This is a genomic window from Krasilnikovia sp. M28-CT-15 (genome assembly GCF_047159595.1).
Classification (GTDB): domain Bacteria; phylum Actinomycetota; class Actinomycetes; order Mycobacteriales; family Micromonosporaceae; genus Actinoplanes.
This window is the reverse complement of record NZ_BAAGAK010000001.1, coordinates 5,754,265-5,778,676: the sequence shown is the minus strand read 5'-3', so window position 1 is coordinate 5,778,676 and position 24,412 is coordinate 5,754,265. Positions and strand designations below refer to the sequence as shown.

Below are 24,412 nucleotides of genomic sequence, written 5' to 3'. Positions count from 1 at the left end.
ACCCCTGTCCCGGGCCGGGACCGGTGCCGCAGGCTGACCGGTACCTGCCGATCGTGCAGGTGATCGCGACGACATGCCCCGGGAGGAACCGATGACCATGGCCGCCCTTGCACGTGATGCCGACCCGGGTGACCGCGTCGCGCTGGCCCCGTCCTGGTCCGCCGCGCCCGCGGCCAGGATCCGGCTGCGGTTCACCGGGTTCGGGGTGTTCCGGGCCGAGGTCGGCGGGGCCCGGGCTCTGCTGCCGCCGATCAGCCGGACGATGCTGGCCCGCCTGGTGCTGGCCCGCGGCGGCCTGGTCTACGCCGACGATCTCTACCGCGACTGCTGGGGCGATCCGTCCGCGGCGGTCCGGCGCGAGCAACGCGTCGCCGTGCACAAGCGCATCGGCGAGCTGCGCCGCTGCCTCGCGCCGGGACCCGACGCCGACGGCACGGCCCTGCTGGTGACCGAACGCTGCGCCCGGACCGGCTACCGGCTGCTGCTCGACGACGACGAGGTGGACCTGCACGTCTTCGCCGACCTGGTGTTCCGGGCCGCCGCCGTCCAGGACGCGGTCGCCGTGGACCTGCTGATGCGGGCGCTGGCGATGTGGACCGAGCCGCCGCTGCTCGGCCTGCCCGATGCCGCCTTCGTCCGCGACCGCGTGTCCTGGCTGACGGACCTGCGCGACCGGGCCTGCCGGGAACTCGCCGCCGCCTGCCACGCGCTCGGCCGCGGGCGCGACGCGCTGGCCGCGTTCGACCGGCTGCGGGCGCGGCACAGCGACGACGCCGGTCTGCGGGACCTGATCGACCGGCTGGGCTGCGATCGCTAACCCGTCACATCCATTGCGTACCGCCGCCGGCCGGACGAGTCTGCCGGTAACCGCGCAACAGCCGGAGGTTTCCATGAAACGCCCGTACGGAACCCTGCTGGCCCTGCTCGTGCTGATCGGACCGGCCGTCGGCGGTGGCGCCGCGGCGGCCGCACCGGGTGGGTCGCGGCTGGGTGGGTCGCGGGCCGGCGACGTCGCCGTGCTCGTGGTCGACGACTTCGGGTTCGGCAAGGACCCGCAGAGCAAGCCGGGCGCCCGTGACGAGAACTGCACGGTCGGCACGAGCGACGTCGGATCCAACGGCGCGGGCGACGACCTGCCGATCTCCACGTACGCCCACGGTGAGCTCGTGTACCGCGTGCTGGCCGACGAGCTGACCGCCGATCTGGGCCAGCCGCCGGTCGGCTCCACGACGACACCGCGGCCCGTGCCCGGCCCGCCCATCGAGACGACGACGGACTGGAAGTTCCCGATCGGCGGCGTCTCGCACACCGCGCGACTCGTCGCCGTGCACACCGACAAGTACCGGACCGGCGACATCCTCGACGGAATCCGGGACCGGATCGCGGCGTTGCGGCGCGACGGGTTCCAGCGTTTCGTGCTCAACCTGAGTTTCGTGGTCATCCCGTGCGACGTCGTCAGCTGGCTGAACGACGCGGATCTCGACGCTCTCCTGCAGACCTATGACGCCATGATCAGCAAGGATCCGGCGTTGCGGACCGGCCTGCTGGGCTACCTCGACACGGCGGGCGAGCTCGACCCGGGCCTGGTGCGCGCCGGAGACTTCACCGCGGCCCTGCTGCGCGACGACGGGCTCGGCCCGATGCGCCCCTACCTCGCGGGTGCGTTCTACCAGACCATCAACATCAACGATTTCAGCGTGAAAGAGCGCCCGCTCTCGACGATCTACGACGATCCCGGCTGGCACGGCTTCCGCAAGCAGCTGGTCGAGCCCGGCGCTTCCGGCGCCACCCTGAAGGTCATTCCCGTGGGGGCCGCGGGCAACGGGGTGAAGTACCCCGACCCCAAGGCGGATCCCGGCCAGGCGCGCGACCCGGCCCACCTCATCCGCCGGGGCCTGCCGTTCCCGTTCGCCCCGGCGCTGTGGGACTTCGTGGTCAGCGCGGGCGCGGACGGCAACAGGGAGGTGACCGCCAGGCTCAACTCCGGCGAGGTCAGGCTCGACGGCACCGGGCCCGGGCTGGTGCCGGGCAGCTTCGGCACCTCGTTCGCGGCACCGAGGCTCAGCGCCCTCGAGGCGAAATACCTCGCGGAGACCGGCACGGTGGTGTGCGGCGGCACCCCACCGCTGGGGTACGTGGACCTGAGCGCCAGCCCCGTACTCAACCTGTCCGTCGACTCGCCGTGGAAGAACCGGGAGCGGGCCGACTGGCCGAGCATCTGCGGCTCGTTCCCGACGTAGGTCCCTACGCCGGACGCAACCCGTCGGGCGCCGGGGCTTCCCGGCGCTCGGCATGTCCGTAGCCGAGGGTGGGGCGCCGCCGGTTCTGTGCCGGTGCCGGGGTGGCGGGGCGGCGGCGGCTCTTGCGGGCGTACAGCTCGGCGTCGGCGTGGGCGTACAGGGCGTCGAAGTCGCTGCCGTGCACGCCCAGGGTGGCCGTACCGATGCTGGCGGCGGTGCGCGCGGCCAGTGCTGCCCCCAGCCGCTCGGCGGTGGCCGCCGCCTCGGCCGCGTCGGCGGAGCTGAGCAGGACGACGAATTCGTCACCACCGAGCCTGCCCACCACGTCGGACGGCTCCACGGTGGCCCGCAGGGTGCCTGCGACCCAGGTGAGCAGCGCGTCGCCCGCCGCGTGGCCCTGCCGGTCGTTGACCTGTTTGAAGCGGTCCAGGTCCAGGATCAGCAGCGAGAGGTCGGACTGCGTGCACCCCAGCGCGGCGGCGAACCGCTGCTCGAAACCGTGCCGATTCAGGATGCCGGTCAGCGCGTCGATGCGTGACAACTCGGTCAACCGGCGGCGTTGCCGCCCGGCCTCGGCGCCCTGCGACCCGCACGCGATCGTCACGGCGATGGTGCCGCCGAGCTGCACCGCGACGTGCCAGGGGCTGGCCGCGCCGACGAAGACCGCAACGGCCAGGTAGCAGCTGGAGATCAAGCCCAGCAGCGGCACGCCGACCCGCGGCGGGGTACTCAGCGCGATCAGTGGCATCGGCGCCAGCAGCCCGACGGCCAGCGTGCTGGTCGCCCCGCCGTTGAGCGCGACGATGCTGGTGGAGAGCACGAACTCGACCAGGCCGTAGCCCGCCATCCACAGGCGCAGGGCGGCCGAGCGGCTGAGCCTTTCGGCGCCCGCGACGACCATCGCCGCGAGCAGCCAGCCGGCCGCCAGCAGCATGCCCATCCCGAGGCGGTGCGGCTGCCCCTGCGCGAACAGGACGACATAGCCGAGCCCGACCGCACAGACCGAAACCCCCAGCCAGCCGCCGTCCGCGACCGAGCGGCGGCGCCGCTCCCGCCCGGAGACCGCCGGGGTCGTGCGCGCTTCGACCTGGACCCGCGCCCGGTCCGCGGACTCACCGGACGGCGGGCCCGGCTGGCGGGCGAGCTTGTCGGCGTAGGCGCGCTCGTCGGCGAGCTGCCGTAGCGCCGCCAGGCTGTCCGCGTCCGCGGGATACGACGCGTAGCCGATGCTGGTGGGCGACACGGGGTCGAGCTCGGCCCGCAGCCGGTCGACCACGGAGCGGGCGTCGTCGGCGTCCGCGTCGACGAGCACCGCGGCGAACTCGTCGCCACCGATCCGGCCGACCGTGTCGATTCCCCGGATGCCGCGCGCCAAGGTCCGGCCGGTCCACGCCAGCAGTTCGTCACCGGCCCGGTGGCCGCGGCTGTCGTTGACCTCCTTGAACCGGTCGAGGTCGGCCAGGATCAAGGTGACCGGCCCCCCGCGGCGGGCCGCGGCCGCGAACTCCGCGTCGAGGCGCTCGTCGAAGCCACGGCGGTTGAGGCAACCGGTCAGCGCGTCGATCCGGGACACCTCGCCCAGCCGGCGGCGCAGTGAGGCCAGTGCCGACGTGTGCCGCATGGCAAGGTAGGCCACCCCGGCATAGGTGAAGGTGAACACCCACGCGAAGCCCGTCGGCGCGGCGCCGCCGGCCAGCGCCACCGTCGCGTAGGCCGCGATGCAGAGCAGGGCCATCGGGGCGAACAGCCGGGTTGGCAGCACGACCGCGAAGAAGACCAGGGAGAACAACTCCAGCGCGCCGAGCGGGCTGGTCACGCCGCCGTCGAGCAGGGCGAGCCCGGACGCGCCGAGCAGGGTCACGACCGCACCGGCCAGCTGGATCGGCACCCGCAGCCGCGAACGCGACACCGCCGGGGCGGTCGCCCACGCCAGCAGGCCCATCACGGCCATCCCGACGGCGACCGCCAGCATGGCGCGGCGATGCGGCCCGCCCGGCGTGCCCAGGACGTAGACCATCGCCGCCGCGGGCGACAGCATGGTACGCAGGGCGCTCGCCCTGATCCTGCCCTGGCGAGGGGAGGCAGTACCCCTCCACACCGAGGGCGACATAGAGCAGACCTTTCCAGTCGAGGTGCCGGAAACATCGGCCGTGCGGGGGTGGATCTGAGGTAAGGCGGACCTGACCGGGAGGCCGCTTGCACCCTGTACGCGAGGTTTATCCGGCGATGGTCCGTTCTTACCGGTATGCGGGGCGGATCGTGTCGTGGCCGGACTGCGCTGGTCGGCATGTTCTGATCCACTGCTCGACGTCCTCGGCGAGCCACACCTTGCCCATGGCCAGCTTGACCGCGGGGGAGGGAAAGTCTCGGCGGCTCGTGATCTGGTACGTCCGCTGCCGGCTGATTCCACCGAGCCGGACGCGGATCTCGTGCGCACCCATGAGGGGTGGTCCCGTGTAAACCATGCGTGTGACTATAGCGGTCGACTAGGCATGGGTGAAGGGGACGACCAACGTTCCATGATGGACGGCGGCCTGCCGGACCGTGCACTCGAGGCCCGGGCCCTTGCCTCACGAATCCGGCCGGATTGCGACCCAACGCCGAGGGCGTCCGGGCACGATGGGAACGGACGGCGGGGGGTGGACCGGTGGACGAAACCGCGATGAGCGCTGAGGAACTGTCGGCCGCCCTGCACGCGCTCGAGGTGGACCGGAGCCTGGAAGCCGAGGCCGCGCACGCCGCCGCGGTCGAGTACGAAGAACGGGCCGCGGCCTTGGGCGATGAGCATCTGCTCATGCGTGCCCGCTTCTGGCAGGCCGCGATGCGCGTGCGGTTCGGCGATGTCGCGGGGGTCGACCGGCAGCTCAGCGAAATCATGGAGTGGGCCGCCGGGCGCGGCGACCGCCTGCTACAGGCCCGTACCCACATCGTCTTCGCCACCCTCCGGTGGATCTCCGGTGACGCGGCCGAGTTCCTGGAGCACTCCCTGAGCGGGGTCGAGCTGCTGGACGACACCGCCCCGGCGGTCCTGCAGATCAGCCACCGCGTCACGCTGGCCGACGCGCTGGCCTTCACCGGCGACATGGATGCGGCCCGGCTGCGTTACCAACAGGCAGAGAATCTCGCCCGGGGGGCGTACGAATGGACTCGGCTGGTGCTTCTGCTGAACAACTGGGCCTACGCGGAATACAAGATCGGCGACTTCGCGCGAGCGGGGCAGGTCGCCCACCGGATGGTGGACCACGCCGCAACGCACGGCATCGAACTCGCACCCCCGCTCCTGCACACGATCGGCGACATCCAGGCGGCCAACGGCGAGTACGCCGAGGCCGAGCGAACCCTGCAGACCTGCATCGCCCGGCACCGGGCCGGGGATGTCGACGAGGCCAGCGACCTGGCCTACTACCTGCTCAGCCTGGCCCGGGTCCAGCGCGGTCTCGGTGCCCCTGACCGGGCCCAGGCCAGCCTGGACGCCTGCCGGGCGCTGTGTGCCCAGAGTGATCAGCAGGGACTTCTGGTGCGGGTGCACGAGGAGCAGGCCGAACTCCATGCCGCGCGCGGTGATTTCGCCGCGGCGTACGCGGCGCAGCAGGCGTTCAGGACCGCCAGCGACGGACTGCGCTCGCCGTCACGGGAGGCTCAGGTGCTGGCACGGCACGGCGAGTTCGAGACCGCCGAGGCCCGTACGGCGGCCGAGCGGTTCCGCGAGGAGGCCCGGCGCGACCCCCTGACCGGCCTGCACAACCGCCGCTACGTCGACGAGGTGCTGCCTGCGCTGATCGCCACCGACCCGGGAACGGCCGTGGCGATCACCGACATCGACCACTTCAAGAGGATCAACGACGAGCTTTCCCACGACACCGGCGACCAGGTGCTCGTCCAGGTGGCGAAGCTGCTGGAGAACGGTCTGGCGATGGTCGCCCCGGACGGGTTCGTCGCCCGCCTCGGTGGTGAGGAGTTCCTGCTCGTGCTGCCCGCCACTCCGGTCGCTGTCGCGGCCGCGTGGCTCGACGGCATCCGGCAGGCGGTCAGCGAGCACGACTGGCAGGGCGTTACCGGCGGCCGGACCGTCACCGTCAGCGTGGGCGTCGCCGCAGCCGCGGAGACCTCGCCGCCCAGTGCGTCCGGTGCCCTGTCCACGGCCGACCGCAATCTCTATGCCGCGAAACACGAAGGGCGCAACCGGGTCGTCGCGGGATTGCCACCGGAACGGCGGCCCCGCGCCTATCGCGACCGCGACATGCCCTGAGCCGCGGCAGGGCAGGATTCGCGCCGGCACGGGGGCAGAGCACGCGGCTCCGGTGGATCGCCACTCGTACGATGCCGCGATGGGCAACGACTGGCGTGACGATCGGGTAGGCGCGGCCGTGCGGGGCGACAACCCGACGGTCCTTCGCCGTCTCACCGCAGGCTTCGCCGTGATCGGCGACGTTCAGTTTCTCCCCGGCTACTGCGTCCTGCTCACGGATGAGCCCGCAGCAGACCGCCTCACGGATCTGCCTCGGGCGAAACGGCTCGCCTTCCTCGACGACATGGACCTCCTCGGCCACGCCGTCGAACGCGTCTGTTCCCGGCGCGACCCCGCCTTCCGCAGGATCAACTACGAGATCCTCGGCAATCACGACGCCTTCCTGCATGCCCACATATGGCCACGCTACGAGTGGGAGCCCGATCATGTCCGGCAGCATCCCGTCTGGCTCTACCCGCCGCAGCAGTGGCAGCAGGATGCAACAGCGCTCGGACCACAGCACGACGACCTACGGTCAGACCTGGCCGCCGAACTCGCTGCCCTCCGTACCCAGGGCACCTGAGGGCGGGCGCTAGGCCAAGATCGCGGTTCCGGCGTGCCGCTCGTCGCGCGGATTCTCATCATGCCGGGTTCACGGCCGATGATGCTGCGGTGAACGGTCTCGGGGCGAACGGCGGCGCGGCTGACGCCGAGCAGCTGTCGGCTGCCCTGCTCGCGCTGGAGGACCGGGTCATCGTGGACGCAACCGCGGGGCACGCCGCCGCGGTGCAGCTCGAACGGCGGGCGGAAGCTCTGGGCGACGAGGTCCTGCTCATGCGTGCCCAGCTGTGCTTGATCGACATGCTCAGGCGCACCGGTGACCTCCCGGGGGCGGCCCGGCAGATCAGGGGCCTCCAGGCTTGGGCCCGTAAGCGCGGTGACCGCCGCCTGCAAGCGCGTGCCCACCTGGTGCGGGCGAATATTGAGAGGCTGTCCGGCAACAGCGGCAAGTTCCTCGGTCATGCGCAGAGCGCGGTCGATCTGCTCGATGAGACGGCCACCGCGCATATGCAGATCTGGCATCGTGTCAGGCTCGCCGATGCGCTGGCCGAGAACGGCGAGATCGAGGCGGCGCGGCCGCATTACCACCAGGCCGAGGAACTGGCCCGCGAGCGCCGCGAGTGGGAACGGCTCACCGTCGTGCTGAACAACTGGGCCTACGCCGAGTACGAGACCGGTGACTATCCGCGGGCCGGGGAGGTCGCGCGGCGGATGCAGAGCCACGCCGCAGCGCGCGGCTTCTCTCTGGACGCGGATGAGCTGGAAACGATCGGGGCGATCCAGATCACCAACGGCGAGTACGCCGAGGCTGAGCAGACCATGCAGGTCTGCATCGCGCGTTACAAGGGGGCAGGGGCCAACGACGCCGAGGAGATGGCCGAGTTCCTGTTGACTCTGGCCCGGGCTCAGCGTGGGCTGGGCGCGACCGGCCGGGCCATGGCGAGCCTGGACGCCGCGCACCTGCAGTGCACCGAGCGTGGCCTGAAGCAGGTTCTGGTCCGGGTGTATCAGGAGAAGGCCGAGTTGCACGCCGCCCAGGGTGAGCACGCCGAGGCGCTCGCCGCGAAGGAGGCCGCCATCGCGGCCCGGGAAAACCTGTCCTCCTCGCAGCGAACGCCCATGCGCTCCGTCCTGCACGCGCTGATGCGGACCCGTCGGGGTCTCTGAGGAAACCGGGCGTGGTGCGCCCGCCATTCTCGGCGGTATCGAGTCGCCTGGCCGGCCCGTGGAGGTGTCAGCCCTCGTTCGCGACCTCGGCGAAGATCGGCCTGCCATCGATGCTGACGCCGTTCTTCAACCGGCGATATTCCGCGAGGTCCGCGTCGGTGCGCCGTTCGTGCGCGCGGATCAGAATGTCGCGGTCACCCTCGTAGGACATGAGCGGCACCGCGTAGCCGCAGGAGTCGCTGATCCGCTCGACGGCGACGTCGATCACCGACCGTACGCCGTGCGTGTCGGGCGGCGAGGGGAACAGGTGCAGCAGCTCGGCGTAATCCGGCGCAGTCACCGGTACCGCGCGGCCCCGACCGTGGAGCCGGACGATGTTCGGCGGCCCCTGGAAGGCGCAGAACATCAGGGTGACCCGTCCGTTCTCGCTCAGGTGGGCGATCGTCTCGGCGCCGCTGCCGTGGTAATCCAGATACGCGACCCGGTGTTCACCCAGCACCGCGAACGTGCCGGCCATGCCCTTGGGCGAGACGTTGACGTGTCCGCCCGGTCCGCTCGGCGCGGTGGCAACGAAGAACATCGGCTGCGCCTCGATGAACGCGCGCAACCGCCCGTCGATTCGTTCATGCAACTTCATAGGCCGATCCTGCCCAATGTCCGCAAGGCGCTCGAGCCGGGCCGGAGGTCAGACCTGGCCGGCCTTCTCCAGCGCGGTGCAGCAGGTGTCGACGAGCAGGCGCGTCACGACGTACGGATCGACGTTGGCATTGGGGCGACGGTCCTCGATGTAGCCCTTGCGGTCCTTCTCCACCTGCCACGGGATGCGGACCGACGCGCCGCGGTCCGAGACGCCGTAGCTGTACTCGTTCCACGGGGCGGTCTCGTGCAGGCCCGTCAGGCGGTCGTCGATGCCGGCGCCGTAGTTCTTGACGTGGTCCAGCGGCTTGGAGCCCTCACCGAGCGCCTCGCACGCGGTGATGATCGCGTCGTACCCCTCGCGCATCGCCTTGGTGGAGAAGTTCGTGTGGGCACCGGCGCCGTTCCAGTCGCCCTTGACCGGCTTGGGGTTGAGGGTGGCGGAGATGTTGAAGTCCTCCGCGGTGCGGTAGAGCAGCCAGCGGGCCACCCAGAGCTGGTCGGCGACCTCCAGCGGGGCGAGCGGGCCGACCTGGAACTCCCACTGGCCGGGCATGACCTCGGCGTTGATGCCGGAGATGCCCAGGCCCGCCTTGAGGCAGTTGTCCAGGTGAGCCTCAACGATGTCGCGACCGAAGATCTCGTCGGCGCCGACGCCGCAGTAGTAACCGCCCTGCGGGGCCGGGAAACCGCCCGCCGGGAAGCCGAGCGGACGCACACCGTCGAAGAAGGTGTACTCCTGCTCGATACCGAAGATCGGTTCCTGCTCGGCGAACCTTTCCGCGATCTCGGCCAGGGCTGAGCGGGTGTTGGACTCGTGCGGCGTCATGTCGATGTTGAGGACCTCGCACAGTACGAGGATGTCGTCGCCGCCGCCGCGGATCGGGTCGGGGCAGGTGAAGACCGGCTTGAGTACGCGGTCGGAGGAGTGCCCGACGGCCTGGTTCGTGGAGGATCCGTCGAAGCCCCAGATCGGCAGTTCGGCGCCCTTGGCGTGATCCTCCAGGATCTTCGTCTTGGAGCGGAGCTTCGCCGTCGGCTCGGTGCCGTCGATCCAGATGTACTCTGCCTTGAAGCTCACGATCCACATCCTTCGGGTGTTCCAGACAGCGGCACGGGGACGCCGCGGTGACAACAGGGAGCCTGTCGGCGGGCGGTTTCCCGGCCGTTGCTCATGTATTAACCCGGTGTTACCTGGGTGTGTCTGGCATCACCGCGGGAGGCGAATCCACGTCGGCCTGAGTGAGACCGGTCAGCTCGTCCGAAGGCTTCATCCACGGGCAGGCACGTACGGGCGTCACGCCTTCGTGGTGCATGCGATATCGCGCAGGCCCGGACGTCCACGGCAGCGGGGCTCAGCCCGTAGGTTTGCGCCCCTGGGTGTCATGATGGGCGGGCGGGGCGTTCCCCGGCAGAGATGAGGTGCGGCGGGCCCATGGCGAGCTTCGAGGCGAGTACGGTCGCTGGGGAGGGCCGGGTCACCGTGGCCCTGCGCGGCGATTGTGACCTCACCGCCCGGGATCAGCTGACCGCGGTACTGCTGGACGCGGTCGGCCACGGGAAGCCGGTCTTCGTTGACGTGGCGGGAGTCAGTTTCTTCGACTCCACCGGCGTGCATGCCCTGGTCACGGCCCATCATGCGGCGCGCGGGGGGAAAGGTCAGCTTTTTGTGGTCAACGCAGGGGGCGTGGTCGCCGCGGTTCTCGAGTTGACCGGGTTGGACATGCTGCTGCGGGCGCCGGCCGAGGAGCAGCGCCATGCCTGATCAGCCCGTTGACTCCGCCGGCATGACGTACTCCGAACCCGACGACCTGCGCTCGGTGCGCATCTTCGTCGCGGAGCAGGCCCGGGCGCTGGGTCTGCCGGCGGACCGGATCGACCTGCTCACCGTCGCCGTCAGCGAACTGACCACGAACACCCTGCAGCACTCGGGCGGCGGTGGGCACGTTCGCGTCTGGAGCGACAACGGCCACTTGTTCTGTGACGTGGTCGACGGCGGTGGCCCGAGGCCGTTCGGCCGGGCGATGCCTCCGGCGGAGGCAGTCCGCGGGCGTGGCCTGGCCCTCGTGGAGCGGATCTGCGATTCGGTCCAGACCAAGGTGGTGCCGGGCGGCACCCTGGTCCGGCTCTGCCTCACGCTCTGACCCTCGTCAGGTCTTGACGAGTACGGCCAGGGTGCAGGTGTCGTCGTCCGGGCTCGGCGCGTGCAGCAGCCGGTGGATCCGGGGCAGCGGATCCACCCCCGGCTCGGTGGAGACCGCGCCCAGGTGAGTACCCACCTCGGCCGCGCGCCGGGCGATGTCTCCGCGGCGTTCCACCAGCCCGTCGGTGTAGAGGAGGATCAGGTCGCCGGGTTGCAGCCGGATCGAGGCGACCGGGAAGTCGACCTCGGTCTCGGCGCCCAGCAGCAGCCCAGGCGGCTGCTCGAGGTCGGCGCTGTGCCCGTCGCGGCCGAGCATCGGGGCCATGTGGCCGGCCCGGGCCCACGGCAGCAGGCGGGTTTCCGGGTCGTAGACGCCGATCACCGCGGTGCCGGTGATGCCCAGCTGCACGCAGAGCAGGTTCAGGTGATGCAGCAGCAGGCCCGGATCCCGGATGCCCACTGACAGCCACGCCACCAGGGCGAATCGCAGGTGGGCCATGCCGTTGGCGGCCTCCAGGCCGTGCCCGGCCACGTCGCCGACCGCGAGGACGACCCGGCCGTCCGGCAGGGTCTGCGCGTGGTACCAGTCGCCACCCACCGCCACGGCACTCTCCGCCGGCAGGTAACTGACCATCGCCTCCAGGCCGTCGAGTTCAAACGGGCCGGCGGGCACCGGTTGGATCATCTGCTGCAGCTGCCGGGCGAGCCGGTGCTCGGCGATCGCGGTCAGTTCGCGGACCCGGACCTGATCGCTGAGCCGTTCGATCTCGGTGCGGGAGGTGACCCGGGCGGTCACGTCCTGCACCACGGCGTAGATCTTCACTTGCCGACCGTCGGCGTCTCGGGCGAGGTCGGAAAGAATCCGCAGGTGCTTGACGGTATCGCCGATCCGGAACCGGACGGTGACGTCGGAGGCGGCCCCGGCGTCCAGCGTCTGCCAGGCGGCCTCGGCGATGCCACGGTCCTCGGGCAGGATCGCGGCAGCCTGGCCGGTGCGGGGCAGCGGGCCGTCGGCGGGGTCGCGCGCAAAGATCCGGTACATCCCGGGCGACCACTCGGAGTGGCCCGTGGCCAGGTCGTACTCCGCCCAGCCGAGACTGCCCAGCAGCTCGGTGTTCTCCAGCCGCCGACGGTGCTCGTCGACCCGCTGCCACCAGACCAGCAGGCCGCCCAGTACCCGCTGCACACTGACCTGGAAGCGGGACTCGGCGACCACGCCGGGACGGGACTGCGCGAACTGGAAGTCGTCCATCGTCGCGGGCGTGCCGGTCCGCATCACCTCCAGGTACAGCACCCAGAGCGGGCCACCAACCATGGACGGGTACAGCTCGCGGAGCCGGCCGCCGAGGCGTTGCGTGCCGCGACCGTAGATGTCATGGATCTGGTCGCTGGTCGCGGCGACCCGGAAGTCGGCGACCGTCCCGTCGTCACCGGCGATCGGCAGAAGCCAGGTGCATCCCGCGGGAATCGCAGCGAGCAGCTCCCGAACCACATCCTCGTCGGTCACCTTCGCAGCCTAAGGGACCATCCCCCCTGCCGGTCACCTCGCTTCACCTGGGCGGGTCGCAGCTTCGGAATGCCGTTGGACGCCGACAGCTGCCCGCGAGGGTGGTTTCCGCCGTCGCCCAACCCGGAATCGATCCGGCATCACCTTCGGGGCGCCGCGCCGCTGTGGATTCTCCGAAGCCCCCGGGACCCCCGTAAGCCAGGGTGACGATCAGGATAAATCGCCCACCCACTTCGGCCGGCGGATACCATCCGGGGCTATGTGGGCTGGGAACGCGGTCGGCTGGGGCACGCTGACATTGATCAATGCCGGTCTGGCTCAGGGCAAGGGACGCAGTGGGTGGAACTGGTGGGTCATCTCCCTGCTCCTGGGGCCGATCGCCACGTTCCTGATCGTGACGTGGCCGCCGCTCTCCCACCAGGGTCAGTGATGGCGGCCGAGAACGCTGGCGAACTCGCTCAGCGGGGTGCCCTCAATAGACGCTCCGTTGCGGCTGGCGCTTGGCCGAGACTGCTTCCGAGGGCCTGATACAGAGTGGCGCGGGCGCGATGCTTCGGACTGGTCAACCGCATCACGCGCTCCAGCACCCGTCGCGGGTCGCACACCGTCGTCATCACTCCGCCAATGGCGACCTGAGTCGCGGTCGGCAACAGGTCGTCGTAGGTGCCGCACATCCGCATCGGCACATCGAGCATCCCGTGTCGGGTGACATAGAGCCACTCCAACTGTTCCTCGGTCGGTGGCTCGGGCCTCCACGCGCGGCACGTCTCGACGGTGAAGTCGTCACGCCAGCCCGCTGTGAATGCAGGGATCGCGTCAGCGTCGCGTAGCGCCTCGGCGAGTCTCGCCAGATTGGCGGAATCCAGTGATGGCGTCACGTCGAGGTCGGCGGGGACGATATCAGCGCCGTAGAGTGCAAGCACTGTTGAACCGGTCATCACCCATGCGACGTTGTGCGCGTCGAGTAAATGCACGAGCGGCAGTAGAGACAACGCCGGACGAGTGGACGGATCAAGCACGGGACCACGCTACAGGTCCGACGGAACTCGCCGGTTACGGAAAGAGCCCGGCATGACCGGCCGAAATCATTTGCTGACCGCCTGTTGCTGACTGCATTCCTCGACGTCGCGCCAGCCCGTAACGGTCGTGTTGACGGTGCCTCCTAGGGTGCGGCAATGCTCATGACCTCCCCGACACGAGCTGCAGCCGGATCCCCCGTGCGGCACACGTCCGGCACGACGCTGCCATCGCTTACCGGCCTGCGCTGGGTCGCCGCGTTTCTGGTATTCGGTTACCACCTGCGCGTTATCGAGTACTTCGCGCCCGGTCTCGGAGCGGACCTTGTATCGGCAGTCTTCCGTTCCGGATCTGTCGGTGTTTCGTTCTTCTTCATTCTTTCCGGGTTCGTGCTGATGTGGGCCTCTCCGTGGACCGCGTATCGCCGCTTCTGGTGGCGCAGGTTCGCCCGCGTCTATCCGTTGCATGTGGCGACGGCGCTGGCCGTCCTCGTCTTCCTTCTCGTCTGTGCGCGAGACGACCTGCCGTCCGGCCCGGCCCTGGCGGCCAACGTCGGCCTCGTGCATGCCTGGGTGCACGATGTCGCCTACTACCAGAGCCTCAACACGGTCAGCTGGACGCTGTCCTGCGAGGCGTTCTTCTATCTGATCTTTCCCCTCTTGGCGGCCGGCCTCTCCCGGCTGAGGATCGGCGGATCGGTCGCGACCGCGTTCGGCGCATGGGCGGTCTGCCTGATCGGTCCCGCCGCGGGACGGTTGCTGTTCGAGCCCGACTCGGTGGGGTGGTTCTTCCACTGGACGCCGGTCGGCCGCCTGCCCGAGTTCGTCTGCGGCATCGCCCTCGCGTGTGTGGTCCGGCAGGCCCGATTCCCGCAACCGCAGCATTTCACCAGGTTCTGGTATCTGGCGGCTGGGTTGACCGTCGGCGGTTACCTGCTGTCGGCGCACGTCCCCGTGCCGTACAACGTCGCCGCCTGCACGATGCCGGGATTCGGGCTGCTCCTGGTCGCGGCCGCCATGTCGGACCTGCAGACTCACTGGACGCCGTGGCGCCATGCGGTGATGGTGCGGCTAGGGGAGTTGTCCTTCGCCTTCTACCTCGTGCACATCCTGGTGATCCGTGTCCTGGAGGTGGTCATCGGATACCACCCGCACCTCGTCGACGCACGGGCGGCGGGACTGGCCATGCTGGCGTTCCTCCTCTCCTTGGGTGCGGCATGGCTGCTCCACGTCGGGGTGGAACGCCCGTTCCACAGGCGACTGCTGTGCCGACGTGACGGCAGTGCCCGAACCCCGCGCCAGGCGGGCCGATCCCGGGCGGTCGGTGGTGACTTCGGCGCAGATGGTGATTGCCGCACGGGGGCTGACCTGGCGAGTTCATCCGCACTTCGGGCCGGAGCTCGATAGATTGGCCGCCATGTCCTCACTGGAGAAGCTCGATGGGTGGGAGTCGCTGTCGCCGGAGTTGCGGGATCGACTGGCCGCGGCCAACCTCCCGGACGCGCTGCGACTCGACGAGTACGACCTTTTTCGGCTCGGCCCGGATTTGATCTTTCGGGATGGCATGTTGCGATTCGGCTACGGAACTGACGCCTGGGGCGGCGAATTCTGCCTTGATCCGGGCACCGGCGCCGTACAGGTCATCGATGACAATCAGTCGCGGACGTTCGTGAACTCGTCGATCGAACTGTACGCCCGCTCGCTTCGCCTGGTCGCCGGTCTTGCCCCCGCGATCGTCGGCGGCGACCCGGACAGCTGGGAAGACGCCAAGAACGAGATGCAACGGGTCATCGCTGACTGGGATCCGCCAGCGATGATTACGGACAACTACTGGGACGGCCTCTCGTGGGACATCGCCACCGGCAACTATGCCGACCAGTCGGATCTTTAGTCCATTCCCGACATGTCCGTCGGGGCTACCCACCGGACATTGACCATCTAGCATCCCTCGGGTCCGGGTGACATCGACGTACCGGGCGCCTCCGCGCGATCTTCAATGCGCGCCGGGGGCACTTCTGCGCGGGTGCCTAGGGGGTAGCGGATCTGATGGGCAACGTCATCAAGGAACGTTCGCGGATCGCGGTTCTGACGCGACTCGCGGCGGTCCTGGTTCTGATCTGGTCGGTGATCGGCGGTGTGCCGGCCGCCGCCCACGCCGGGTCGCGGGTCGTCGCGGACTGGCCGATCATCGATTCCCGATGTCCTCCGATCACGCCGGAAGGCCTGGTCGGTTACGGGTGCACCCAACTCAGCACGTACCTGCAGCAGGCTCGCCTGGATCTCCGGTACAACCGGCCGCCGAAGACCACGGACAAGCTGTACACGAACGTCCGGGGCAACTACGCGATCGCCCAGCTGCAGGATGGCAAGTACATCATCGGCTACAGCGACGGTGCGAAGCACGCCGAGATCCGGCTGATCGAACAGATGCAGGGCAAGGCTCCGCGCATCGAGTTCGACCCGCAGACCGGCAAGGTGTCGTACCAGCCGGCCAAGGCCTCTGCGATCAAGGAGGGCTACTCCGAGATCGAGCCCTGCAAGAAGACCTGCAACCCCGCCCTGGAGTCCGCCAAGGTCCGGGACAAGTTCACATACAGTTACCGCTGGAACGCGGGTCCGGGCGAGGACCCGAAAGTCCTCCGCGACCAGACCAACAACCGCAACACCGGTGCGAAGCAGGTCGCGGTCCAGACCCTGCTGAACGAGACGAAGACGTCCGGTCCCATCCTCCCCAAGACGCCGGAGGAGCTGGCCAAGGGCAGCGCGGTCAGCCGGGCGGCCGGCAAGCAGATGGGGCCGGTCCGGCCGGGCGGCATCGACTTCTCGTCGGTCCAACTGCGGTACGTCACGGACGGCGGCGGATCGCGCGGTGACACGTACTCGTTCGAGACGGCGACCACTCCGGGGCAGGAGTCGAAGGACGGCACCGACCAGATCTACAACGCCGACGAGGCGCTGAACACCTGGATGGCCGTGGAGCCGTCGCGGTTCTGGGTGAACCTCAACCCGAGTCAGCCGGACAAGGTGATCGACCAGTACCTCGGCAAGACCGAGGTCGGTCGCACCCTGCTCGAGGCCGACCTGGAGTTGAAGCGGGCCTGGACCCGATTCCAGGACCCGAAGACCGCGGTCGGCCGGGAGTACTGGAACCGGATGACCGGCTTGGACGGGGCCTGCATCCGGCAGTGGATCGTGCCGAAGACGGCGACGATCCGCGAAGAGGGGAACCGCCTCTACATCCTCGACGCGCCGCTCGAGGTGAAGGCCGAGGCGTTCGATTTCACGATCCCCGGCGACCCGAGCTTCAAGTGTCCCGCCAATCCCGAGCCGTCCATGGCCGTCTACCGGGACCTGCTCCTGCCCGAGTTGAACAAGGCCGTGAACGACGCGCCCGAATTCAAGGACCTGCGCCGGGTCTACCTCAGCCGGGTGGCTGCCGAGTGGTATCGCGGCCGGATGACGGCGGATGGCCGGGCGGCCGGGGCCGGCATCGACAGCAACGACGTCAGCGTACTGGAACGGGAGGACGACTGGAGCCCGACCGACGTCTTCAAGCAGTACCTGAAGGAGATCAACGGCACCACGTACGAGCTGCCGAACGGCGTGAAGGTGACCACGGGCGGCGTCGACTTCACCAAGCCGGTGAAGACGACCAAGCTGACTGACAACGCGTTCAAAGCGCAGCACGCGACCCTGCCGACCACGGTCGACAAGTCGCTGACCGAGGTCACCAAGACCTCGGACGAGAAGCAGGCATACCTGGGCGGCTCCGACGAGATCCCCGATTTCGTCGGCGTGCAGCAGGCGACCCCTGCGCCGAGCAGCACTGCGGGCGGCGGCCGGGGTGGCGGCCAGGGTGACGGCCTGCCGATCACCGGCGCGCCCATCATCACCGTCGCGGCAGCCGGCATCATGCTGATCCTGATCGGCGTGGCGGCCCGGTGGCGCGCCCGCCGGGTGCGTTGGGTGGTCAAGAAGTAGTCACGCGGGTCCCGCCGCGCCTCGTGTGAGGGGTCGCGGCGGGACCACCGTCACCTCACCCCCCGGGGTGACCCTGCGCCGGAGAGTCCTGTCGGGAGCTCCTCGTCCATTCGGAGACCCGCAGCACCGATCAGGTCGATGGGCGGATTCGCGCGGCGAGTTGGCTACGGAACCTGATGCCGAGTTCCGGTAGGTGCGGGACAGACGTACGTATCGCGCGCATCCTCACCAAGCTCGACCTGCGCGACCGCGTCCAAGCCGTCGTGTACGCCTACCGGCGCGGCCTGGTGACGTAGCACCCTACGCCCGGCGGGACGTCCGTGATTGACGTTGGGCCACATGGGGTATCTGGCGTCCGCGCTCGGAGACACCGCGGCGAGAACGGAGCTAGCCATGCTGATCCTGGGTCTTATTCTCCTTTTGCTCGGCATATTCCTGCATGTGTCGATCCTGTACACGATCGGCATCATCCTGTTGATCGTCGGCGCGGTCTTCTGGATCCTCGGCTCGGTCGGCCGCCCGATCGCTGGCCGCAAACATTGGTACTGATCCCCTTCCGTGGCCCATCTCTTCACATCGGCACAGGGGTGCCCGCCGGTTCGGCGGGCACCCCTGTGCCGGGTTGATGCGGGTCACGGGTCAGCCTGGGGCGGCCGTCATCCGGGCCGAGGGCCGACCCGGCGGCGGCCGCGCAAGGGTGCTGCCTCAACGGCGGTCGAGCCGCGCGATGGCGCTGCCGTCCAGCGCCACATGCAGGTCGGCCGGATCCCGGTAGGTGGCGACCGCCCCGGCGTCGATCAGCTCAGCGGCGCTGGTGCCCCCACACGCCAGCCCGATGCAGGCGATGTCCAGCTTCGCGGCTGCCCGCACGTCCCACACCGAGTCGCCGACGAACACGCAACGGTCCGGGTCCACGCCGGACTGTTCCAGCGCCGCCTGCAGGATGTCCGGGGCGGGCTTGCTCTCGTCCGCGTCCGCGGAACTGGTCGCGGCCGCCAGTACGTCGTCGGCGCCCAGGACCCGGCGCAACACCGCCAGCTCACGGTCCTTGGCCGATGAGGCGAGCACCACCTTCAGTCCGCGCCCCGCCACGGCCCGCAGCAGATCCGCGGCGCCGGGCAGCGGGCGCAGGCGTTCCCACCACGTGGCGTACAGCGTGTCATGGGCGGCGGTCATCCGGTCGTCGTGGGTCGTGTCGTGGTCCTCGCCCAGGAGATGGTCGAGGATCTTGTCGGAGCCCATGCCGATCGCCCGGTGGATCTCCGCCATGGGCACGTCACGGTCCTCGAGCCGCAACGCCTCCCACCAGGCGACGGTGTGCAGGTACGTGGTGTCGACGAGGGTTCCGTCGACGTCGAACAGCACCCCGGCTCGTGCGTGGTCAGCCATGGCTGCTGAATACCCGCTGGGCAGCGACTCAGTCACCTGAGGGGCCTGTTCCGTGTTTGATCGAATGGCCGCCGGATCGAATTGGGCCGGGCGGGCAGAGGCTTGCCGGGACCGGTCGGCGGGTACCCGACAGGTGTGCGCGACGAGCGAGGAGGGGACTGGCCGTGGCCGAATTCGGATATACGTTGATGGGCGAGCAGAGCGCTCCGACCGCGCTGGTCGACGACGCGGTACGCGCGGAGTCGGCGGGGTTCGACTTCGCGGTCTGCTCCGACCACTACTACCCGTGGCTCGCCGAGCAGGGTCACGCCCCGTACGCCTGGGCGGTGCTCGGCGCGGCGGCGTACGCCACCTCCCGGATCGGTCTGATGTCGTTCGTGACCTGCCCGATCCGCCGCTACCATCCGGCAGTCGTGGCGCAGAAGGCAGCCACCGTCGCACTGCTGTCGGGCGGCCGGTTCACGCTGGGCCTGGGCGCCGGTGAGAATCTCAACGAGCATGTGGTCGGCGCCTGGCCGCACGTGAACCAGCGCCACAGCATGCTCGAGGAGGCACTGGCCATCATCGCGCCACTTCTGCGCGGCGACACCGTGCACCATGACGGCGCCCACTTCCAGGTGCCGGAGGCCCGGCTGTGGGACCGGCCCGCGGACGGCGTACCCGTCGCGCTCGCGGTCTCCGGGCCCTCCTCGTGCGAGCTTGCCGGCCGGTACGCGGACGCCGTCGTCGTCACCGAACCCAAACCGCAGCTGTTCGACCTGTACGACAACGCCGGTGGGCGCGGCAAGCCCCGGTACGGCCAGGTGCCGGTCTGCTACGGCCCGGATGAGGCGCAGTGCCGCAAGATCGCTCACGATCAGTTCCGCTGGAGCGGGCTCGGCTGGCCGGTCAACGCGGAACTACCCGACCACACGTCGTTCGCCGCGGCCAGTGCGTCGGTGACCGAGGACGAGGTGGCGCAGGCGATCACGTGCGGCCCGGACCTGGAGCGGCACGTGCAGGCCGTACGGAAGTACCTGGATGCGGGTTGCAGTCACGTCGCCCTGGTCCAGGTGGGGGCGCAGGGCCAGGAGGCGTTCCTCGACTTCGCCGAACGTGAGTTGTTGCCGGCTCTGCGTGGCTCCTGACCGCCTCGGCCTATTCCGCCTGGACGAGGTGCCGCGGTCGGCCCCCGGCAGGGGCCGACCGCTTCGCGGGTCAGGCGACGGACGTGGTGGCAAAGCGGTCCCACACCCGGTGGCGGGCCATGAGTTCCCGGACGGCGGCGAAGGTGTCTGCGCCGGTGCCGGCCGCGACGACCCCGGGGGTGCCGGCGATCCCGGCGGTGTCCAGGACCGCGGTGCCGCCGTCCCAGGCCCCGATCGGCTTGGCGTGCCGCCACGCCTCGTCGGCCATGCGCAGCACCCGCGGGTCGATCGGGGCCGGGTCCGTGGTGCCGGCCTTGGCATCGCGGGCCGGCTCCGCGCCGGGCGCGGGGGCAGGCGCGGCGGCCAGCAGGACAGCGTCGAACTCGACCGACCGGGTCGTGTCGAACGTGCGCTGCACGGTCACGTCGCCCCACTGCCCACCGTGCGGTGCGATCACCAGCGGTACGGCGCCCGCGGCGAGGATCGCCTCGCGCACCGCCGCGACACCGGCGACGTCGGCGTCCGGGCCGACGACGATGCCGACGGTCCTTGCGTCGGCCGGCCATTCCTCGCCCAGCTGCGACAGGGCCGGGCTGGGGCGCACGTCGGCCGGCGGCGTCCTCGGCGTCGGCGCGGGGAGGCCGAGGCCGGTCGCGACCTGCTCGCACAGCACGGTGTCGATGTCGGCCAGGCACTGCAGCTGCCGTTCCTTGATGGCCTGTTCGTAGCACTTGCCGAGCTCGAAGGTGTACGCCGCGACGATGTGCTCCTTCTCGACCGGGGCCATGCTCTGCCAGAACAGCCGGGCCTGGCTGAAGTGGTCGTCGAAGGAGACCGGGTTGGCCCGGATCTTCGGCGCCTCGGCGACGCGGACCGGCACGTCGACGAACGCGTGGTCGTCGTCGCCCGCGCGGAACGGGTTTCCACCGTCGAGCGAGTTGGGCCGGTAGGGCGCCACCCCGGCGTGCACGGCGTGCTGGTGGAAGCCGTCGCGCAGCATGTCGTTGACCGGGGCGTGCGGCCGGTTGATCGGGATCTGCGCGAAGTTCGGCCCGCCGAGGCGGGTCAGCTGGGTGTCGACGTACGAGAAGAGGCGGCCCTGCAGCAGTGGGTCGTTGGTGATGTCGATGCCGGGCGGCAGGTTGCCCAGGTGGAACGCGACCTGCTCGGTCTCGGCGAAGAAGTTGGTGGGGGTGCGGTTGAGCACCAGCTTGCCGACGCGCTGCACCTCAGCCAGCTCCTCCGGCACGATCTTGGTGGGGTCGAGCAGGTCGATGCCCGCGAACGTCTCCTCGGGAGTGTCGGGAAAGACCTGCAGGCCGAGTTCCCATTCCGGGTAGGCGCCGGCCTCGATGGCGTCGTACAGATCGCGGCGGTGGAAGTCGGGGTCGATCCCGCCGATCAGCTGCGCTTCCTCCCAGGTCAGGGAGTGCACGCCGAGCTTGGGTTTCCAGTGGAACTTCACCAGCACGGTGTCGCCGGCATCGTTGATCAGCCGGAACGTGTGTACCCCGAAGCCTTCCATGGTCCGGAAGGAGCGGGGGATGCCCCGGTCGGACATGTTCCACATGGTGTGGTGCTGCGCCTCGGTGTGCAGGGAGACGAAGTCCCAGAAGGTGTCGTGGGCGCTCTGCGCCTGGGGGATCTCCCGGTCCGGGTGCGGCTTGGCGGCGTGGATGACGTCCGGGAACTTGATGGCGTCCTGGATGAAGAAGACCGGCATGTTGTTGCCGACCAGGTCGAAGGTGCCCTCGTCGGTGTAGAACTTGGTCGCGAAGCCTCGGGTGTCGCGCACGGTGTCGGCGGAGCCGCGTGAACCCAGCACGGTGGAGAAGCGGACGAAGACCGGCGTCTCGCGGCCCTTCTTGAGGAACCCGGCCCGGGTGATCGCCTCGGCGGTGCCATAGCTGGTGAACGTGCCGTGGGCTCCGGTGCCCCGGGCGTGCACCACCCGTTCGGGGATCCGCTCGTGGTCGAAGTGGGTGATCTTCTCGCGGAAGTGGTGGTCCTGCAGGAGCGTCGGCCCGCGCGGTCCGGCCTTGAGCGAGTGGTCGGTGTCGCGCAGCCGGGCCCCCTGGGCGGTGGTCAGGAACGCGCCCTGCTGGGCGTACGCGGCCGCCGGGCAGCCGACGGCCGCGCCGGTGGGGGTGCGGGGCTCCGGGTTGCCCTGCTCCGCCTTGGGCGGCAGCGGCTCCCGCGGCTCGGTCGGCTCGGCCACCGGCGGGGTGCCGCTGCCGGGCGCGCCGGGCACCCCAGGGGTCGGGCCGTCTTTGTCGCCGGGCTTACGGGAATCCATGAGACGACTCCTTGTGGATCTGCGTTTCCGATCAGCTTCCCCCAATACCCCCAGCAAATGGTTTAAACCTTCCCAGGTCAGACTGTCGGCGACGGGTTTCCTGCGCGCTGTAGCGGGCAATCAGTGCTGGTGCCGACCCGCGGACTCTCCACCCGGGAGCCCGAATCGGCGCCCAGCCGGTCGCGAACCACGACGCGAGCGGTGCCGGCGAGGTTATGGTGCTGGGCGGCATACCGCAGCGGGAACGAGGAGGGCCGGGTGGCGGACGCTTCGAGGGTGGAGGACCTGCAGCCCGGTGATCACGCGTGCCTGATGTTCTCCGACGGCGAGGAGCGCCTCGATCTCGTGGCGGCGTTCGCCCGGGACGGGCTACGGCAGGGCCAGCAGGTGCTGTGCCTTACCGACGCGATCACGCCGGTCGAACTTCGCGCGCAGTTGGCCGCGCGCGGGCTGGCGGTGCACGACGCCCTGGACAGTGGACAGCTCCACGTGGCCGGCGCTGCCGAGATGTTCCTCACGGGCGGTTCGTTCGCCGCCGCGGAGGTGGCGGCGCGGCTGAGCGGACGTATCGCGCAGGCCCGCGACGCCGGTTTCGCCGGCCTGTGGGTTACCTCCGACATGTGCTGGGCCCTGCGCCCGCTGTCGGGCATCGATGAGTTGATGACGTACGAGTCGAACGTCAGCCAGCTGCTGTCGGATGGCCGCGCGACGGCGGTCTGCCAGTACGACCGGCAATGCTTCGACACGGTGACCCTGGCCGGTGCCGCGGCCAACCACGGGCTGGCGCTCGCGGCGGTGACCTACCACGACGATCCGCTACTGCGCATCTGCCGGCAGTACCTGCCACCGGGCATCCGAGTCGCCGGGGAGATCGACTACCGGGGCGTCGAGCCGCTGACCCGGGCCCTGACCGAGGCGCTGGCCCTGGATGAGCACATCGACGTGAACCTGCTCGGGTTGAGCTTCATCGACGGCAGCGCGGCCGGTGCGCTGGCGCAGGCCGCCGCCGCCGTGCCGAACGGGTCGCGGATGAGCGTGCGGTGCCGCACGCAGACCAGCAAGGTGCTGCGGGCCGTGGGGATCGCGGACGCGCCAGCCGTGCAGCTGGTGGTCGTCGATGACCAGTAGTCCCGGCGTTCCCGTGCACGGCAAGCCACCCGAGCAGGCGGCGAACCGCCTGGTGCTGCTCGACGAGCCGTTCGAGCTCAAGGACCTGACCGCGTTGCGCCAGGCGGTCGCCGCCCACGCCGGCCGCACCCGCCTGCCCCCGGAGCGGGTCGCCGACCTGGTGCTCATCGCCTCCGAGCTGGCCAGCAACTCCGTGCGCCACGGCGGCGGCCACGGACGGCTGCGCCTGTGGACCACCGACACCGCCGCCTGCTGCGAGGTCGCCGACGACGGACCCGGCCTGCCGCCCACCTATGAGTTTCCCGAGCAGTCGCCCGACCTGGCGACGGCCGGCGGCCGCGGCCTGTGGCTGGTTCTGTGCTTCAGCGACGCGATCACCGTCGAGCACACCGGCGAGCGCGGCGTGGCCATCACCGCCACCATCAACCTGCCACCGCCCGACACCACCTGAACCTTGCGGGCCGCGGTCCGGCGATGGACACGCCGGGCTGACGTCAGCAGGTCTGCGGTTCAGGCGCCGGGTAAACGCGCCGGCGGGTCACCAGGTCGTTCGACGGCCGAGCGGGTCGTCGTCCCGGACTGGGCATGGCTGACGACATGTCAGTGGTTCAGGGCCTTGGCGAGTTCGGCCTTGCTCATGGTGGAACGGCCGGTGATGTTGCGCTTCTTGGCCTCGTTGTACAGCTGCTCCTTGGTGGGGCCTTGCGCGCCGGTGTGTGAGCGTTTGCCGCCGCGGTGCCCGGAGGACACGTCCTTGAGCGAGGAGCGGCTGGCGGTCTTCGCCTCGCCGGAGCGGGCGCGTTCCTTGTTCACCGTACGCGCGGCGATCTCCTCGGCGCGGTCGGTGGACTCGCCGCGCTTCTTCGCACTGGCCTTGATGTGCTCGTACTGGCGTTCCCTCTTGGGGCTCGATCCTGCAGGCATGATCTTCTCCTTCCGGGGGTGCGGGGCTGCGGCGGTGGTGGCGTGTGGCAGCCGCCGACGTGAACGTCT

24 protein-coding genes and 1 pseudogene are annotated in these 24,412 nt (G+C 70.0%); 16 read left to right on the top strand and 9 right to left on the bottom strand.

The genetic code is table 11. The features are described 5' to 3' along the window. The first annotated feature begins 91 nt into the window (after positions 1-91). Together ACMCNO_RS26525 and ACMCNO_RS26520 are read left to right on the top strand one after the other, a co-directional pair. Entirely contained in the window at positions 92-817 is a 726-nt protein-coding gene (locus ACMCNO_RS26525) for an AfsR/SARP family transcriptional regulator (protein ID WP_412752161.1), read from the top strand. Between the two features lie 73 nt (positions 818-890). After that, a complete protein-coding gene (locus tag ACMCNO_RS26520; RefSeq protein ID WP_412752160.1) occupies positions 891-2,240 on the top strand; it encodes a hypothetical protein in 1,350 nt (449 codons plus the stop codon). Positions 2,241-2,244: 4 nt separating this feature from the next. Here the strand turns inward: ACMCNO_RS26520 and ACMCNO_RS26515 are convergent, their stop codons facing one another. Both ACMCNO_RS26515 and ACMCNO_RS26510 read right to left on the bottom strand, forming a co-directional pair. After that, positions 2,245-4,278 (bottom strand): GGDEF domain-containing protein, encoded by a 2,034-nt coding sequence (locus ACMCNO_RS26515; RefSeq protein WP_412752159.1) that lies wholly within the window; start codon positions 4,276-4,278, stop codon positions 2,245-2,247. Positions 4,279-4,477: 199 nt separating this feature from the next. Beyond that, positions 4,478-4,705, bottom strand: a complete 228-nt coding sequence (locus ACMCNO_RS26510; protein WP_412752158.1) for a helix-turn-helix transcriptional regulator — start codon at positions 4,703-4,705, stop codon at positions 4,478-4,480. Positions 4,706-4,902: 197 nt separating this feature from the next. Between ACMCNO_RS26510 and ACMCNO_RS26505 the strand changes: the two genes are divergently transcribed. The 3 genes from ACMCNO_RS26505 (at position 4,903) to ACMCNO_RS26495 (ending at position 8,196) form a co-directional block, all read left to right on the top strand. Then, a complete protein-coding gene (locus ACMCNO_RS26505) occupies positions 4,903-6,489 on the top strand; it encodes a diguanylate cyclase (protein ID WP_412752157.1) in 1,587 nt (528 codons plus the stop codon). Between the two features lie 79 nt (positions 6,490-6,568). Beyond that, a complete protein-coding gene (locus ACMCNO_RS26500; RefSeq protein ID WP_412752156.1) occupies positions 6,569-7,051 on the top strand; it encodes a diadenosine tetraphosphate hydrolase in 483 nt (160 codons plus the stop codon). A gap of 89 nt (positions 7,052-7,140) precedes the next feature. Continuing rightward, a complete protein-coding gene (locus ACMCNO_RS26495; protein WP_412752155.1) occupies positions 7,141-8,196 on the top strand; it encodes a hypothetical protein in 1,056 nt (351 codons plus the stop codon). A gap of 67 nt (positions 8,197-8,263) precedes the next feature. Here ACMCNO_RS26495 and ACMCNO_RS26490 read toward each other — a convergent pair whose 3' ends face one another. Together ACMCNO_RS26490 and glnII are read right to left on the bottom strand one after the other, a co-directional pair. Further along, entirely contained in the window at positions 8,264-8,833 is a 570-nt protein-coding gene (locus tag ACMCNO_RS26490; protein WP_412752154.1) for a pyridoxamine 5'-phosphate oxidase family protein, read from the bottom strand. Between the two features lie 48 nt (positions 8,834-8,881). Further along, positions 8,882-9,913: a glutamine synthetase gene (gene glnII, locus ACMCNO_RS26485; RefSeq protein WP_412752153.1), complete on the bottom strand. Its 1,032-nt coding sequence runs from the start codon at positions 9,911-9,913 to the stop codon at positions 8,882-8,884. 354 nt (positions 9,914-10,267) lie between these two features. Between glnII and ACMCNO_RS26480 the strand changes: the two genes are divergently transcribed. Continuing rightward, positions 10,268-10,597, top strand: a complete 330-nt coding sequence (locus tag ACMCNO_RS26480; RefSeq protein WP_412752152.1) for an STAS domain-containing protein — start codon at positions 10,268-10,270, stop codon at positions 10,595-10,597. Continuing rightward, complete coding sequence (locus tag ACMCNO_RS26475) at positions 10,590-10,976, top strand: ATP-binding protein (RefSeq protein ID WP_412752151.1); 387 nt, start codon at positions 10,590-10,592, stop codon at positions 10,974-10,976. Before ACMCNO_RS26480 ends, ACMCNO_RS26475 begins: the two co-directional genes overlap by 8 nt. 6 nt (positions 10,977-10,982) lie before the next feature. On the opposite strand, the gene ACMCNO_RS26470 is transcribed toward ACMCNO_RS26475, so the two are convergent. Then, on the bottom strand, positions 10,983-12,482 hold the full coding sequence (locus tag ACMCNO_RS26470; protein WP_412752150.1) for a PP2C family protein-serine/threonine phosphatase: 1,500 nt from the start codon (positions 12,480-12,482) through the stop codon (positions 10,983-10,985). A gap of 259 nt (positions 12,483-12,741) precedes the next feature. On the opposite strand from ACMCNO_RS26470, the gene ACMCNO_RS26465 reads away from it, so the two are divergent. Further along, complete coding sequence (locus ACMCNO_RS26465) at positions 12,742-12,912, top strand: hypothetical protein (RefSeq protein ID WP_412752149.1); 171 nt, start codon at positions 12,742-12,744, stop codon at positions 12,910-12,912. Positions 12,913-12,940: 28 nt separating this feature from the next. Here ACMCNO_RS26465 and ACMCNO_RS26460 read toward each other — a convergent pair whose 3' ends face one another. Next, on the bottom strand, positions 12,941-13,501 hold the full coding sequence (locus ACMCNO_RS26460; RefSeq protein ID WP_412752148.1) for a hypothetical protein: 561 nt from the start codon (positions 13,499-13,501) through the stop codon (positions 12,941-12,943). 198 nt (positions 13,502-13,699) lie between these two features. Here ACMCNO_RS26460 and ACMCNO_RS26455 point away from each other — a divergent pair, with 198 nt between their 5' ends. From ACMCNO_RS26455 to ACMCNO_RS26435, 5 genes and pseudogenes are all read left to right on the top strand, one after another. After that, positions 13,700-14,905 (top strand): acyltransferase family protein, encoded by a 1,206-nt coding sequence (locus ACMCNO_RS26455; RefSeq protein ID WP_412752147.1) that lies wholly within the window; start codon positions 13,700-13,702, stop codon positions 14,903-14,905. Positions 14,906-14,915: 10 nt separating this feature from the next. Then, the gene (locus ACMCNO_RS26450; RefSeq protein WP_412752146.1) at positions 14,916-15,389 is read left to right on the top strand and encodes an SUKH-4 family immunity protein; all 474 of its coding nucleotides are present in this window, start codon (positions 14,916-14,918) and stop codon (positions 15,387-15,389) included. A gap of 155 nt (positions 15,390-15,544) precedes the next feature. After that, the gene (locus tag ACMCNO_RS26445; RefSeq protein WP_412752145.1) at positions 15,545-17,479 is read left to right on the top strand and encodes a hypothetical protein; all 1,935 of its coding nucleotides are present in this window, start codon (positions 15,545-15,547) and stop codon (positions 17,477-17,479) included. Positions 17,480-17,691: 212 nt separating this feature from the next. Continuing rightward, a pseudogene (locus tag ACMCNO_RS26440) lies at positions 17,692-17,775 on the top strand (DNA-binding response regulator); the annotation flags it as partial. Between the two features lie 43 nt (positions 17,776-17,818). Then, a complete protein-coding gene (locus ACMCNO_RS26435) occupies positions 17,819-18,028 on the top strand; it encodes a hypothetical protein (RefSeq protein ID WP_412752144.1) in 210 nt (69 codons plus the stop codon). A gap of 156 nt (positions 18,029-18,184) precedes the next feature. Here the strand turns inward: ACMCNO_RS26435 and ACMCNO_RS26430 are convergent, their stop codons facing one another. Next, entirely contained in the window at positions 18,185-18,868 is a 684-nt protein-coding gene (locus ACMCNO_RS26430) for an HAD family hydrolase (protein WP_412752143.1), read from the bottom strand. A gap of 164 nt (positions 18,869-19,032) precedes the next feature. On the opposite strand from ACMCNO_RS26430, the gene ACMCNO_RS26425 reads away from it, so the two are divergent. Beyond that, positions 19,033-19,995: a TIGR03557 family F420-dependent LLM class oxidoreductase gene (locus ACMCNO_RS26425; protein ID WP_412752142.1), complete on the top strand. Its 963-nt coding sequence runs from the start codon at positions 19,033-19,035 to the stop codon at positions 19,993-19,995. A 70-nt stretch (positions 19,996-20,065) separates the two neighbouring features. On the opposite strand, the gene ACMCNO_RS26420 is transcribed toward ACMCNO_RS26425, so the two are convergent. Then, positions 20,066-22,291: a catalase gene (locus tag ACMCNO_RS26420; protein WP_412752141.1), complete on the bottom strand. Its 2,226-nt coding sequence runs from the start codon at positions 22,289-22,291 to the stop codon at positions 20,066-20,068. A 258-nt stretch (positions 22,292-22,549) separates the two neighbouring features. Between ACMCNO_RS26420 and ACMCNO_RS26415 the strand changes: the two genes are divergently transcribed. Both ACMCNO_RS26415 and ACMCNO_RS26410 read left to right on the top strand, forming a co-directional pair. Then, on the top strand, positions 22,550-23,419 hold the full coding sequence (locus tag ACMCNO_RS26415) for an MEDS domain-containing protein (protein WP_412752140.1): 870 nt from the start codon (positions 22,550-22,552) through the stop codon (positions 23,417-23,419). Then, the gene (locus ACMCNO_RS26410; protein WP_412752139.1) at positions 23,409-23,870 is read left to right on the top strand and encodes an ATP-binding protein; all 462 of its coding nucleotides are present in this window, start codon (positions 23,409-23,411) and stop codon (positions 23,868-23,870) included. The genes ACMCNO_RS26415 and ACMCNO_RS26410 overlap by 11 nt, the downstream gene beginning before the upstream one ends. A gap of 149 nt (positions 23,871-24,019) precedes the next feature. Here ACMCNO_RS26410 and ACMCNO_RS26405 read toward each other — a convergent pair whose 3' ends face one another. Beyond that, complete coding sequence (locus tag ACMCNO_RS26405) at positions 24,020-24,343, bottom strand: plasmid stabilization protein (protein WP_412752138.1); 324 nt, start codon at positions 24,341-24,343, stop codon at positions 24,020-24,022. Positions 24,344-24,412 lie beyond the last annotated feature (69 nt).

Excerpts from the sequence above, each read along its gene's own strand:
- ACMCNO_RS26525 (WP_412752161.1), top strand. The coding sequence starts at position 92 with ATGACCATGGCCGCCCTTGCACGTGATGCCGACCCGGGTGACCGCGTC.
- ACMCNO_RS26520 (WP_412752160.1), top strand. The coding sequence starts at position 891 with ATGAAACGCCCGTACGGAACCCTGCTGGCCCTGCTCGTGCTGATCGGA.
- ACMCNO_RS26515 (WP_412752159.1), bottom strand. The coding sequence starts at position 4,278 with ATGCTGTCGCCCGCGGCGGCGATGGTCTACGTCCTGGGCACGCCGGGC.
- ACMCNO_RS26510 (WP_412752158.1), bottom strand. The coding sequence starts at position 4,705 with ATGGTTTACACGGGACCACCCCTCATGGGTGCGCACGAGATCCGCGTC.
- ACMCNO_RS26505 (WP_412752157.1), top strand. The coding sequence starts at position 4,903 with ATGAGCGCTGAGGAACTGTCGGCCGCCCTGCACGCGCTCGAGGTGGAC.
- ACMCNO_RS26500 (WP_412752156.1), top strand. The coding sequence starts at position 6,569 with ATGGGCAACGACTGGCGTGACGATCGGGTAGGCGCGGCCGTGCGGGGC.
- ACMCNO_RS26490 (WP_412752154.1), bottom strand. The coding sequence starts at position 8,833 with ATGAAGTTGCATGAACGAATCGACGGGCGGTTGCGCGCGTTCATCGAG.
- ACMCNO_RS26480 (WP_412752152.1), top strand. The coding sequence starts at position 10,268 with ATGGCGAGCTTCGAGGCGAGTACGGTCGCTGGGGAGGGCCGGGTCACC.
- ACMCNO_RS26475 (WP_412752151.1), top strand. The coding sequence starts at position 10,590 with ATGCCTGATCAGCCCGTTGACTCCGCCGGCATGACGTACTCCGAACCC.
- ACMCNO_RS26465 (WP_412752149.1), top strand. The coding sequence starts at position 12,742 with ATGTGGGCTGGGAACGCGGTCGGCTGGGGCACGCTGACATTGATCAAT.
- ACMCNO_RS26450 (WP_412752146.1), top strand. The coding sequence starts at position 14,916 with ATGTCCTCACTGGAGAAGCTCGATGGGTGGGAGTCGCTGTCGCCGGAG.
- ACMCNO_RS26445 (WP_412752145.1), top strand. The coding sequence starts at position 15,545 with ATGGGCAACGTCATCAAGGAACGTTCGCGGATCGCGGTTCTGACGCGA.
- ACMCNO_RS26435 (WP_412752144.1), top strand. The coding sequence starts at position 17,819 with ATGGGGTATCTGGCGTCCGCGCTCGGAGACACCGCGGCGAGAACGGAG.
- ACMCNO_RS26430 (WP_412752143.1), bottom strand. The coding sequence starts at position 18,868 with ATGGCTGACCACGCACGAGCCGGGGTGCTGTTCGACGTCGACGGAACC.
- ACMCNO_RS26420 (WP_412752141.1), bottom strand. The coding sequence starts at position 22,291 with ATGGATTCCCGTAAGCCCGGCGACAAAGACGGCCCGACCCCTGGGGTG.
- ACMCNO_RS26410 (WP_412752139.1), top strand. The coding sequence starts at position 23,409 with ATGACCAGTAGTCCCGGCGTTCCCGTGCACGGCAAGCCACCCGAGCAG.
- ACMCNO_RS26405 (WP_412752138.1), bottom strand. The coding sequence starts at position 24,343 with ATGCCTGCAGGATCGAGCCCCAAGAGGGAACGCCAGTACGAGCACATC.